14 protein-coding genes are annotated in these 11900 nt (G+C 39.4%); 4 read left to right on the top strand and 10 right to left on the bottom strand.

Annotation, left to right across the window (positions count from 1 at the left end; translation table 11 throughout):
* Window positions 1-625: 625 nt before the first annotated feature.
* The gene (locus tag ABS917_RS18530) at window positions 626-1078 is read left to right on the top strand and encodes a HEAT repeat domain-containing protein (RefSeq protein ID WP_350480367.1); all 453 of its coding nucleotides are present in this window, start codon (window positions 626-628) and stop codon (window positions 1076-1078) included.
* Between the two features lie 120 nt (window positions 1079-1198).
* On the opposite strand, the gene ABS917_RS18525 is transcribed toward ABS917_RS18530, so the two are convergent.
* Window positions 1199-1603 (bottom strand): DUF2512 family protein, encoded by a 405-nt coding sequence (locus ABS917_RS18525; protein ID WP_350480366.1) that lies wholly within the window; start codon window positions 1601-1603, stop codon window positions 1199-1201.
* A 201-nt stretch (window positions 1604-1804) separates the two neighbouring features.
* Here ABS917_RS18525 and ABS917_RS18520 point away from each other — a divergent pair, with 201 nt between their 5' ends.
* A complete protein-coding gene (locus tag ABS917_RS18520) occupies window positions 1805-2185 on the top strand; it encodes a PH domain-containing protein (RefSeq protein ID WP_350480365.1) in 381 nt (126 codons plus the stop codon).
* 305 nt (window positions 2186-2490) lie between these two features.
* Window positions 2491-2766, top strand: a complete 276-nt coding sequence (locus ABS917_RS18515) for a CC/Se motif family (seleno)protein (RefSeq protein ID WP_350480364.1) — start codon at window positions 2491-2493, stop codon at window positions 2764-2766.
* Here ABS917_RS18515 and ABS917_RS18510 read toward each other — a convergent pair.
* The 6 genes from ABS917_RS18510 to ABS917_RS18485 form a co-directional block, all read right to left on the bottom strand.
* Entirely contained in the window at window positions 2763-3383 is a 621-nt protein-coding gene (locus ABS917_RS18510; protein WP_350480363.1) for an NAD(P)-dependent oxidoreductase, read from the bottom strand. The genes ABS917_RS18515 and ABS917_RS18510 overlap by 4 nt on opposite strands.
* 65 nt (window positions 3384-3448) lie before the next feature.
* The gene (locus ABS917_RS18505; protein WP_350480362.1) at window positions 3449-4975 is read right to left on the bottom strand and encodes a class I adenylate-forming enzyme family protein; all 1527 of its coding nucleotides are present in this window, start codon (window positions 4973-4975) and stop codon (window positions 3449-3451) included.
* Between the two features lie 144 nt (window positions 4976-5119).
* Window positions 5120-5434 carry an excinuclease gene (locus ABS917_RS18500; protein ID WP_350480361.1) on the bottom strand — a complete coding sequence of 105 codons (315 nt, stop codon included), beginning with the start codon at window positions 5432-5434 and terminating at the stop codon, window positions 5120-5122.
* A 98-nt stretch (window positions 5435-5532) separates the two neighbouring features.
* On the bottom strand, window positions 5533-5745 hold the full coding sequence (locus tag ABS917_RS18495) for a phosphoglycerate mutase (protein WP_079524316.1): 213 nt from the start codon (window positions 5743-5745) through the stop codon (window positions 5533-5535).
* 83 nt (window positions 5746-5828) lie between these two features.
* Window positions 5829-7004, bottom strand: coding sequence for an endonuclease (locus ABS917_RS18490; RefSeq protein ID WP_350480360.1), 1176 nt, complete (start codon window positions 7002-7004; stop codon window positions 5829-5831).
* A gap of 207 nt (window positions 7005-7211) precedes the next feature.
* Complete coding sequence (locus ABS917_RS18485; RefSeq protein ID WP_350480359.1) at window positions 7212-7682, bottom strand: peptide-methionine (S)-S-oxide reductase; 471 nt, start codon at window positions 7680-7682, stop codon at window positions 7212-7214.
* Window positions 7683-7833: 151 nt separating this feature from the next.
* On the opposite strand from ABS917_RS18485, the gene arr reads away from it, so the two are divergent.
* Complete coding sequence (arr, locus tag ABS917_RS18480) at window positions 7834-8250, top strand: NAD(+)--rifampin ADP-ribosyltransferase (protein ID WP_350480358.1); 417 nt, start codon at window positions 7834-7836, stop codon at window positions 8248-8250.
* A gap of 53 nt (window positions 8251-8303) precedes the next feature.
* On the opposite strand, the gene ABS917_RS18475 is transcribed toward arr, so the two are convergent.
* The 3 genes from ABS917_RS18475 to ABS917_RS18465 form a co-directional block, all read right to left on the bottom strand.
* Window positions 8304-9944, bottom strand: a complete 1641-nt coding sequence (locus tag ABS917_RS18475) for a DNA/RNA helicase domain-containing protein (RefSeq protein ID WP_350480357.1) — start codon at window positions 9942-9944, stop codon at window positions 8304-8306.
* 62 nt (window positions 9945-10006) lie between these two features.
* Window positions 10007-10885, bottom strand: coding sequence for an NERD domain-containing protein (locus tag ABS917_RS18470; protein ID WP_350480356.1), 879 nt, complete (start codon window positions 10883-10885; stop codon window positions 10007-10009).
* 125 nt (window positions 10886-11010) lie between these two features.
* The coding region (locus ABS917_RS18465) for a citrate transporter (RefSeq protein WP_350480355.1) at window positions 11011-11900 on the bottom strand (890 nt) is incomplete at its 5' end.

The raw sequence follows: 11900 nt of genomic DNA, 5'->3' as shown, positions 1-11900 counted from the left end.
GTAAATTGCTTAGTAAGAGTGTAACTGATATGGGTTGAGATTTCGTGTTTGAGGTTGTCTATTTTTTCGGGAGGTGCGGGTTGTTGGGTTTTAAGATGTTAGTTAGGACTGCGCTCTATTGGATGAAAGCATAGATTTTAAAGTTGTGCGATGGCCGGGCGGGACTTTATTAGCAAAGTTTGATTACATATTAGAAGAGTTGCGTAGGATATTAGAAGGTTGGTTGGGTTTATTAGAAGTTCTTAGTTAGTCGGTCGCTTTTTTGGGTGTAAGCAATGTTTTTCACGTTGTTCGGTGGCCGGGCGAGATTTTATTAGCAAAGTTTGATTACATATTAGAAGAGTTTCATCACATATTAGAAGAGTTTCATCACATATTAGAACAGTTGCACGCTTTATTTGAATATTTAGAGCACTTATTAGAAAAAATAGGATATATATTAGAACATCTCCCTTTTATTAGAGAATTTTTCGGGATATTAGAACAATAGAGTGCTTTATTAGAAAAATCAGCCTCACAGCGATCAATTCCGTACATCTAGTAGTACGAGTAATTGCCTCGCTTTCATGCTATAATAGATGGAGCGGATCATTGCTAGTAAGGCAATGACAAAGGAGACAAAATAATGAGTGAACAAAATCAAGAATTAGCACAACAATTACCTGAAAATTTCAGTGAATTAAAGAAGGCCGTAAACCGTTCAGCAGACTGGGAAGCACGTTTAGATGCAGTTCAGGAATTAGCGAAAATTAAAGCGGATGAATCGATCAAAATTTTGCAGTACGTTGCGAAAGCTGATTTAGTAACGAAAGTTCGTGATGCGGCGGCGAAACAGTTAAAGAAAATAGGTCAGCAAGTTGAACCGTCTGAAGCACCTAAAGGCGAATTGTTCAAAGACCTGCGCAAAATTTTCAAACGTATTAAGAAGAGCTTGCCTGCGGACCACACGTATGAAGACTTCAAAGTTAAATTGGAAAAAATGCGAATCGATATTTACAACACATATGAAGGTGAAAAAGGCGCACAGTTTGACGCTTGGCTGAAGGATATGTGGGAAACAACGACAACTCGAAAATAATTACATTGAACACGGATCAATTTCCGTGTTTTTTTGTTTTGAACTGTTCTTTTATTAGGAAGTGTAATGTGAAAAACAAAAATAGCGCTCTCCTTATTGGAAAGCGCCAATACGAAACTATTAATATTCTCTTTGAGCATTTGTTGCATCGGCTCTATCAAATACATGTCTATCAATGTATTTGTGGAAGAACCATTCCCCTAAACCGATTACTACAGCTGAAACAATGGCAGCTGCTACAATATTTTCGCTGTTTTCAGAAAAGCTTTGTCCCATAAAGTAGATAACAATCGCTGCTAGAAGTACATCAGATAATGTTGCGACGATATTTCTTTTATCCTGCTCTGCGCGGGCACCAGCATTTTGGAAAATCCCTAAATCCCCTACAACATAAGCCAAAAGTGTTAACACTAAACTGATTACTAATGTGTCGCTAAATGCGAAATCTAAAATCCCTGCAAGAATAATACCTAAAACCGCCGCAATCATCACAAATTTAATAACCAAAGCTTTTAAATGATTCATATAGAATTCCTCCTTTAATTTTGTTATACAGCATTAATACCCAACTCATATATTTTTACTCATAATAAGAGAAATTTATTATATTTTTTAAGGAAGTTTTCTAAATTAATAGATGGTTTTTGGAATAATCTTAGTGATTCGTAAGTATATCTTTTAAAAGAATGGCAAAAATAGTGGAGATAAACAGATGAGGTGAACTTAGTGGGTATTTTTGATGGTTTGATGGGCAATGCAAGTGAATTGAAGGCAGAAGATGTTCAAAAAGAGATAGCCGAAATCATTACGAGTAATGAAGTGGTCAAGCATGCATATAAAGTGATAAGAGATACGTTCATCTTTACAAACAAACGCTTGATTCTCATTGATAAACAAGGAATGACTGGGAAGAAAACTGAGTACATGTCCATTCCGTACAAAAGCATTACAAATTTTTCGATCGAAACAGCCGGAACTTTCGATTTGGATGCTGAGTTGAAAATCTGGATTTCGGGCAATAGCGTTCCTCTACAAAAGAAGTTTAACAAAGCGACAAATATTTATGCTGTTCAGCGGGTTTTGGCAGAACATATTTTGTCTTCGTAAAGATTAAAACGAACGATTATGAATCTCCTTTACCGGAGAATCCGAATCGTTCGTTTTTTGTTTCTTTTATATTTTGTGATTTATGATATGGTAGAAGCAATACGGATATTAGAAGATTTTCCGTTATATCAGAACATGTCTGTGGTTTATTAGAACTTCCGCAGCACATATTTGACCATCTGGGACACTTATTAGAAGACCGTACATATATATTAGAAAATCACATTTTTATTAGAACATTTTTTAGTTTATTAGAACATTGAGCGGTGATATTAGAACTTCTCTACGAAAGCGAGGAATCATTCATGCAAATCGAACTAGATGCAAATACGAAAAAATGGATGCAGTCAAAAGGCAAGCCTGTTTCCGTAAAAACTATTTCTGTGAACGCCTGCTGTGCCCCGCCCGTCCAGGAATTGATGACTCATTTAGGAAAGCCGAAAGATGTGCACAACTACAATGAAATCAAAATCGATAACCTGTCTGTTTATGTTGAGAAGCACCTTTCACAAAATGAAAAAATGTCATTGAAGCTTACAGGCATCGGCATTTTCAAAATGATTTCTGCTAAATTAGATTAGTAAGCGATCCCCACGCGCGCTTTTATATAATCGCCGCTTTCCAATAAACTATAAGCAAAGTCCGCTGTATCCGGAACTGAAATTTGGCTGCCGTCTACCGGTAGAAAATCTCGCTCTGTCCGGTAGTTCCCGAGCCGTTCCCCGTCAGGCAAATATGTAGGGCAGACAATTGTCCAATCAAGTTCCGACTGCTCCAGCAACTCGTACACTTTATGGTGTTCTTCTGCGGCGCGGGTTAGTTTCCGCTTTGATTCACTAGACTGGTAGCGCAGCAGTTCCGGGCTTACGCGACTTTGCAGGATGCCGGCAGTACCGATTGAGATGATTCGTTTAATGCCTTCCTTTTTCATCGCATCAATAATTAGCGGCATGCTCTCTGTTAAAGTCGTTCCCCCATCTGTGTTCAGTGCACTTATCACCAGTTCCGCCCCATGCATCGCCTGCTCAATATTTTCCTTACTAAGCACATTCCCTTGAATAACCGTTAAACTTTTGTGATTGATTTGGATTTTTTCAGGTGTACGAACGAGAACCGATACATGATGGTGATCCTGTAGTGCATTTTCAACCAGGTAATTTCCAACCCTGCCAGTTCCGCCTAAAATTAATAAATTCATTAGTAAAACCTTCTTTCCTATAATAAAACTATAAGGAAGCACCTTTTTAGATGCTTCCCGAATTATTAACTCTTAATATCTTCCTTTTCTCTCGCTCTTAAAACATGTTTTAAAATTTTCCCTGATGGGTTACGCGGCATCTCTTTTACAATTTCCACAACATGCGGCACCTTATACTTTGCTAATTTACTTCGTGCATAATCCATAATTTCATGTTCTGTAACCGCGTCTTCTTCTACTAAAACAACAATGGCCTTAGGAATTTCACCATAAATCGGATCCGGTATGCCAATGACCGCCGCATCGATTACTTGTGGGAGCTGATACAAAACATTCTCGACCTCGATCGGATAAATGTTTTCACCGCCTCGGATAATTAAATCTTTCTTTCGGTCAACAATATATAAATAACCATCCTCATCCAAACGGCCTAAATCACCTGAATAAAGCCAGCCATTTTTAATTACTTGCATCGTTTCATCATCATTTTTTAAATAACCCTTCATAATTTGCTCACCTTTAATGCAAATCTCGCCGATTTCCCCAACAGGCAGTTCTACACCGTCCGCGTCCACAATCTTCAACTCTGTCTTCGGCAACGCTTTTCCGACCGAGCCTACTTTAGTGAGTACCGCTTCATCAGATAATTCCGTTGCACCAGGGCTGCTTTCGGTTTGACCGTATAAATTATGGAACTCGACTTTCGGATACGCCTCTTTAAGATTTTTTATAATTTCATGTGGCATCGGTGCTGAACCGTAAACCATTTTCCGTACATTCGGGAATGACTGGTTCGCAAAATCAAACTTACTTAATAACAGTGCATACATCGTTGGAACACCTGAAAATACAGTAATATTTTTCTCGAGAATAGTAGGAATCGTACGATCCGGTATAAACATTTCATCGATTACTAATGTCGCACCACAATAAATCGTTGATACGGCGATTACATGCAAACCTGCACAATGGAATAATGGAATTGAAATGTAGACGCGGTCTGATTTTGCATAGCCGATACTTTCAGACCATTGTTGCACAGCACTGATGACATTACGGTGTGTTAACATGACACCCTTTGGACGCCCTGTTGTACCAGACGTATAGAGCACCAATGTCGTATCGTTCGCTTTGTTCTCCACCGGTTGAGGCTTTTTGTCAATATTCAGTTCCGCTCGAAGCTCATCCCGTGTTTGTGTCCATTCAAATCCGTAATCCACCCGATGCAGCGATTCTTCAAGACGCTCATCATAAATTAACCCTTTTGCTTCTGAATGATTGAAAATATACGTTAGTTCATCTGGTGCCAGCTTCGTATTAATCGGAAGTAATGTACATCCCGCAAGCTGAACTCCATAATACACCGCCATAAACAAATCGGAGTTTAGCAGCATAGAGGCGACAATATCCCCTTTTTTCATGCCTTTACTTTGTACGAATGCTGCAACTCGTTCAACATTTCTATAAAAAGCCTCATATGAAATTTCATCCTTATTAAATGATACCGCAATTGCTTCAGGTGTTTTCTCAACTTGCGCTTTCAAATAATCTGTTATGAACATGTCTTCGCTACTAAACTGGTTTTGAACCATCCTACTCATCCTCCTAATCGGTATTAAAATCCCTATAAGAAAGTAATTCTCTTAAATGATAGTAAATCCTTCTTTCCGTCATACAGTGTAACCGCGCATAAAAAATAGGAGATGTGAGAAACAACTCCCCCATCTCCTAAGATTTTATCCCTCAATATAATTCGCTTCCAAGCCACGGGCTACTTCCTTCGTTTTATCCATTACTGAAGGGTGTGATACCGCAACATACAGCTCGTTCTCGTAAAAACGGAACGGTATTTCCAGATCTTCTAATTGCCACATAAAGAAGTAGCCGTTAATTTTCATATTAACGCCGTCCTGTGTAACACTGTAGTAATCTCTATATTCGAAATCCGGTTTTGTCGCAAAGAAGTTTTGGCATTCCTGCAGGCTAAGTGTAGGGTTCCCATCTTGGTCATGACGTGTAATTTTATATCTTGTATTCATTCGTGTATTCATTAAAAAATCTCCTTTAGAAACCATCTATCGTTTCATTATAGTTGGTTGGGATCGTTAAGGCAAAAGACTGGATTTCAGAACGCTCCAAGTCTCTCCCTTTACCTTGTATCATAATTTATGTTCACCTTAAGTTCATTTAAGTCCTTATCAATTTTAGAAATTAATCTATGTAACTCTTCATTTTCAGAAGGGGTAAAGGTTTCGCCACTGCGCTCCCTTAAAATCACCGCCTGATTAATGAGTCTTAAACACGTTTTAATCAACGCCAAATCCTTTTCGATCGCCTCTTTACTTATGTCTATTTCGCCCATTTATAACACTCCCTTCCATAAATTATATAACAGGAAGGATAAAAATACTCCCCTTTACTTAAAGGAGAGTATTTCTTGATATTTTATTCCCAAATTGACGATGCCCACTCGGGATGATCGATAAATGGATTGCGGTTGTGCTGATAATCTGTATAAATAATTTCATTTCTGTTCCGTTCGAAATTGTCGACCGGGTCTTGTTTATGCCATTGAAGCAGTACCGAAATTTTCCCGTGGTAGGGCGCCGTGCCGTTATTTACTCTATCATTTAATTCCAAATCCACTTCCCCGCTGTCTCCTTCATAGCGGACCGCCATATAAAACAGCATCCGGGCAACATCACCTTTTACGCTGTCTCTCGGCTCCCATGAATCCGAGTCATAGTAGTTTCCGGCTGCTTCTGAATGCTCGTTCCCGCCGTTGTCAAAATCAAGATTGCTTCTCGTACCATTGACGCTGACATCGGTTGGACGCAAATGATGCAAGTCTGTTCCTGCACCCATCGACGTGCCAAACCCGCCGTGGGATTTTGCCCAAACATGCTCGCGGTTCCAGTCATTCGCATTCCCGCCGTTTGTCAATTTGCTTTGGGAGCGGCCTGTATAAAGAAGAATGACATTATTGGGATTGTTCGGGTCTTCATCTGTTTCGCGCAGAGCTGTCCATACATTGGCATACGAAATTTCTGTATGATCATCAATAATATTATGCAAAGCTGTTTTTAAAGCTGCACCGGTTTTTCCAATAGCTGCATCATAATAGCCGCCAGTTGGTGGATTAGGTTCCGGAGTTGGATCAGGAGTTGTTGGATTCCCTTCCTGTAACGTAAATGCTGTTCCATTTTTTAAGCCGGGATGAGAAAAATAAGCTGACAATGTCCCCGTTATTTTAATGCTTTTCCCCATTAACGAAGGATTGGATTTCAAGCCGTAAGAAGGGCGGAAAGAAGTTGGTATCTGTACAAAGATCATTTTTGCGGTATTCGTTTCGTTCGCACTGTCCGCTATGGCCAATGCATAGTCATTCGGAAAACTGTTAGTAAGGACTGTCGTTGTTGATGTAGGCTGTCCTACTATATAACCTTGAACTGTTTTTACGGAGCTATTTGGATTGCTGATTGCCTGAGACACCGTGTATGGAGCCGATAATGACCCATCCCCGGTTGCTGCATTTGTGACAGTAGATTGAAGAGGCTGAATGAAAATAAAAACAATTAGTACCCATGAAAACAGCAGACGTACATTTCGATTTTTAACCATTTTTCTCCTCCTAGACATTCGATTTATGGTCAATCAGCAAAGGCTAACCAACTCCCCTTTATATTATCATAAAGTTGTTAATATTCTGTTAAATTTTGACGCAAAATGGTTAAATTAATAAATTACTTGTTAAGAATGTGATTGAATAACCTTCCTTAAAATAAAAAATGAACCTTCCAGTCAAGTTTGAGATGGAAGGTTCATTTATTATTTGTATTTCGTTAATAACAATTCAGGAATATGGCAATAATCGTCCGGACATCGCGTTAATCGGTCCTGATGCTCTTCCGCACTTCTCACATAGTTTGTCAGAGGCAAAACTTCGACTACAATTCGGTCAGCATCCGGTCTTGCTGTAATGTATGCTTTTGCTTCAATCAAGTGCGCTTCGTTTTCGCTGTACACACCTGTTCGGTATTTCTCGCCAACATCTTCGCCTTGTTTGTTCACACTGTACGGATCGATAATTTCAAAGAAGTATCCCATTAGTTCCTGCATCGATACAACATTCGGATCAAACTCGGTTTTGACACACTCGGCAAACCCATCATAATCGCCGTCCAAAGTGTTTGTCGTTCCATTCGCTCTTCCCGCTTCAGTAAATGTTACACCAGACAATGTTTTTATAAACGCCTGTACACCCCATAAACAACCGCCTGCAAAATATACGGTTTCCATCTCGGTCACTCCCCTATGTAAACTTTTGTGAAACGTATGACATTCATTAATCTCTACTATTAGTATACCATTTCAGGATAAATATTTTTAGACTACTCTTTTTCTATTTCCGTACTATACTGTTATATACAAAACGAAAGGGGTGTGTCCTATGAATGATCAAACAGATGTCCTGGATCGAGGTCCTTTTTTTCATGGCACGAAAGCAGAACTACAAATTGGAGATTTATTAGAACCTCAGCACTTATCGAATTACCAAAATAAGAAATCGAATTATATTTATTTCACGGCAACATTGGAAGCTGCAAAATGGGGTGCTGAGTTGGCAAAATCAACAGCAAAGGAGCGGATTTATATTGTCGAACCATTAGGTGAATTCGAAAATGACCCGAACGTTACCGACAAAAGATTCCCCGGAAACCCAACACGCTCTTATCGTTCGAAAACGCCTTTAAAAATAGTAGCCGAATTAGGTTCATGGGAGCGACATTCCGATGAAGTCATCGATCATATGCTTGCGTCTTTAAAGAAGTTAAGTGATGAAGGGAAAAATGTTATTTACGATTAAAAAATAAAAAACCCGGTACACACAACAGTAACTCGTGTGTACCGGGCTTTGATTTATCTGCAGTCCTGAACTTGACCGGCCAATAACTTACTTCGTAAGGCTTCATCACTTGCATAAATATAGAGCCCTTTAATCCCGCGCTTCATTAAAATATTAATCGAGTTCAGCACAATCTTTTCCTTCGCATCGTTCACATCGGCAATGCCTTCTGTTCCTGAATAAGCCCCTTTATCCATATACTTGCTCGGGTCAATGACAATTTCGTCTCGTACCGCATCATATTGAACAGACGGTCCGAGCACAACACCGACGTAATTCAAATCAAATCCTTGAATCGTATAAATCGAGCCCGCTTCATGCACCGTTTCCGGTTTTTCCGCCCATGTATATTTCGTACTCGTCGTATTCCAAGGCATTTTGTATTCGCCATTTGATTCGTTCACATAATACGTTCCGCCATCTTTTTTATGCAAGTAATCAAATGTTGAGACGACCCGGCTCAAACCAAATTCACTGTTACGCGTTTTTATTGTGTCATGCATTTCCTTCATCGTATCGAACACTTTGAATTCATAGTTTTCATCATGAGGCAGCGGCAGCAGCTGCTTGTTTTTGAATGCATTGATCCAATTGATGACCTCATCATTTGCCTGCATCCGGAACTGGTTCGTCAACTGATATTCTTCGTTGTACATGCTTCGCTTCTTTAACTGTTCAAGTGTTGCCGCCCCCCACAGGCTCTTCAATTTCAGCACCTGATTCTGGTCGTAAATGATGACGACGACTTTCGCCAGCTTTAATAGCTCCTCCAAGTGATTGTTGCCATGGAAGTTATTATACGTATCCGGCTTTGTGAGCAATAAATGCGCTTCATCCACAAAAATGATGTCCGCCTTTTTATTTTCCTTTTGGAGCGTATTCACTAAAGGTGTCGGCTTCGCAAAGTTTTTCGCCTTCAAATGCTTCACCTGTTTCGCTATCCCTTTATACGTTTTGAACATTTCTTCGTGATTGACGACTAAGTAATTTTCCGTTTGATAAAGCGGTGACGAAGCTTCTTCCACCCGTTCCTGAATCGTGTTGAAAATCGAGCTTAACACAACACTTTTCCCTACGCCCGCTTCGCCTTCAATGACCAACAAACTGCCGTATTCTTCAGGATTGGCACTTACTTGCTTCTCACAAAACTCAAGTACCTTTTCTTTCAGTTCAAGCTGCTCGATCGAGAGTTCCTTAAACGGCGACAACTTAAAAATGTCTTTGTTTTCAATGACATGCAGTTCATGATCGACCAGCTTTTGCTCGTACAGCTTCTGCCAAATTTCTTTAAACAACTGCTGATCGTAATACGGCTTGTCATAATAATTGTGCGTAAAATCGCTCGCCGTTTTACTTTTATTTTGCAGTGTATATTTCTCATCACCAAGAAAATAATTGATCAGCTTCGTTTCTAAATGAAAGGTTGCCGAACGGTTGAACTTTTCATGCTTGATGAGGTTAATCTGACTGACATTTTTCCGCGCACTTAAATGAGCTTTCATCCGGCTTTTAAAATACACCGTCTCCCCTATGTAAGCTTCTTTATTGCCATTTAACACGTAGATGACCGGGTAGTTCAAATAATGTTGGTTATTATTAATTTGGTTAATGCTTTCTTGCTTGAACGGCCAGGACAATATTTCGATTGCTGACAAATTGCCACCTTCTTTTTTAAAATCTCTGCTAATTATTATTTACATATTAGCATAAAAGATAATCATAAATCCCTCGTAAACCGGCACTTCGGAAAACCCTGACAACCATAAAATGAGCCGCGCTTTCCATTGCGCATTATCAGGTTACTGCCGCACTTTGGACAAGTAGCAACTGAAGCAACACTAGCTGGCTCGACAATAGCCGGTCCTGCAGTAATGGGTTCCACCTTCACCTTACTCACATTTTTCTTTGCAGGTTTCGGCTTTGCGATTTCTTTTACATGCTCCAGATGGCGCTTTTTAATTTCCTTCTTTTGCTGTTTCGTTTCAGGAATGAGTGTGTGGAATATCTTTGAAATCCTGCTAAGTTGTTCGTCTGAAATTTCCTGTGTTGTATATTGTTTAATTGTTCGTTTTAAATGCTTTGTTTGAATAACATGTGCTTGTTGAAAAGGTTTCTTGAATTTAAATGTTGCTGCATTCGAAAAAACGATAATTGAATGTAACGTTACATCCATATTCAAATAGTTTTGCAATGCTTTAATATGCGTGTTATTTTGCATGACCGGATTATAGAAATTTGATTTTTTCTTATAAATTGCTTGAGTCCAGTTTCTTTGATTTTCACTACCAAAAATCCAACCCGTGTAATTTTTCGTTTCGATTACGAAAATGCCGTTCGGCGAAAGTAATATATGATCGATCTGTGTCATTTCTCCATTCTTTTTCGGCACATACAGATCATTGTATATCTTCACGTTTTCCCCTAAACTTTCCAGTAGTTTGCGAATACGCCGTTCCCCAACATATCCTTTCAGCTGTGGTAAATAAGCATTAGAAACAATTGATGTTAAAACAATAAAGCCGAGTGCTACATAAAAGTTTAGCTTTACTAAAATTATAAGAACTATTATGTATGACAATAAACCGATAACTAACATACTCTCCCCCTAAAAAAGTCCTATTCTACTTAATTAGACATACACGCTGTTCTCTCCTTTTATTTCATAACCATAAAAAAATGAAGCTCCCTATAAAAGAAGCTTCATTAATATTTTTATTCTCTTTAAACCTGTACTACACCTAATAAAACCGCAATGACTAGTAGTGTAATACTCAATCCCCACATCCAGAAGAATGAGAACTTCAAGTGTTTGCCCATCTCCAATCCTGATAGACCAAGTGCCAGCCATACTGCTGGTGCAAGTGGTGATACGAATGTGCCGACGATGTTACCGATGATCATCGCATACGCTGTAGATAATGAATCGATGCCGTATGTTAAACCGATCTGGTCAACAACCGGGAACAACGCGAAGTAATACGCATCCGTACTTAACAGCAAGTCAAACGGTACACCGAGTACCCCGATAATAATATGTAAGTACTGTGCTAAAAAGCTAGGTAAAATATTTACGGCGTTATTGGCAATGGCCGTTAACATGCCTGTCCCGTTTAAAATCCCTACAAACAGTCCTGCCGCAATAATGATCGAAGCCATCGTCAATGCGTTCGATGCGTGCGCCTGAATACGTCCCATCTGCTCTTTCGGTGTACGGTAGTTTAATGGTAAAGCAATTGCGACACCGATCAGGAACGCCAAGCCAGCTGGTAAAAGTCCTGACATTAATACGGCAAGAACAACAATTGCTAAAATCGCATTTGCCCAAATAAGTTTTGGTCGTTTTAACGTTTCATCTGTTTCAGCATTTAAAATACTGTTGCTTAAATCGAATTTTAACGTTTGTCCTGTTTGCGCTCGTTTCGCAATTAGGCGTTTTTCACGGAAGCCCATAAAGACCGCAAGTAAAAGCATCAGCACAACACCGATGATCTGAATTTTAATTAGCGGATGCCATAGTTCTGTTACATCTGTTTCAAGAACGGAAGCGACACGTCCTAATGGCCCGCCCCATGGAATCATATTGATGATCGCCGCAGAACCGCCGACTAATA

Source organism: Solibacillus sp. (genome assembly GCF_040273735.1).
Classification (GTDB): domain Bacteria; phylum Bacillota; class Bacilli; order Bacillales_A; family Planococcaceae; genus Solibacillus.
This window is presented reverse-complemented; position numbering and strand designations above follow the sequence as displayed.

Excerpts from the sequence above, each read along its gene's own strand:
- ABS917_RS18530 (WP_350480367.1), top strand. The coding sequence starts at position 626 with ATGAGTGAACAAAATCAAGAATTAGCACAACAATTACCTGAAAATTTC.
- ABS917_RS18490 (WP_350480360.1), bottom strand. The coding sequence starts at position 7,004 with ATGGTTAAAAATCGAAATGTACGTCTGCTGTTTTCATGGGTACTAATT.
- ABS917_RS18470 (WP_350480356.1), bottom strand. The coding sequence starts at position 10,885 with ATGTTAGTTATCGGTTTATTGTCATACATAATAGTTCTTATAATTTTA.
- ABS917_RS18500 (WP_350480361.1), bottom strand. The coding sequence starts at position 5,434 with ATGAATACACGAATGAATACAAGATATAAAATTACACGTCATGACCAA.
- ABS917_RS18515 (WP_350480364.1), top strand. The coding sequence starts at position 2,491 with ATGCAAATCGAACTAGATGCAAATACGAAAAAATGGATGCAGTCAAAA.
- ABS917_RS18525 (WP_350480366.1), bottom strand. The coding sequence starts at position 1,603 with ATGAATCATTTAAAAGCTTTGGTTATTAAATTTGTGATGATTGCGGCG.
- ABS917_RS18495 (WP_079524316.1), bottom strand. The coding sequence starts at position 5,745 with ATGGGCGAAATAGACATAAGTAAAGAGGCGATCGAAAAGGATTTGGCG.
- ABS917_RS18485 (WP_350480359.1), bottom strand. The coding sequence starts at position 7,682 with ATGGAAACCGTATATTTTGCAGGCGGTTGTTTATGGGGTGTACAGGCG.
- ABS917_RS18505 (WP_350480362.1), bottom strand. The coding sequence starts at position 4,975 with ATGGTTCAAAACCAGTTTAGTAGCGAAGACATGTTCATAACAGATTAT.
- arr (WP_350480358.1), top strand. The coding sequence starts at position 7,834 with ATGAATGATCAAACAGATGTCCTGGATCGAGGTCCTTTTTTTCATGGC.
- ABS917_RS18510 (WP_350480363.1), bottom strand. The coding sequence starts at position 3,383 with ATGAATTTATTAATTTTAGGCGGAACTGGCAGGGTTGGAAATTACCTG.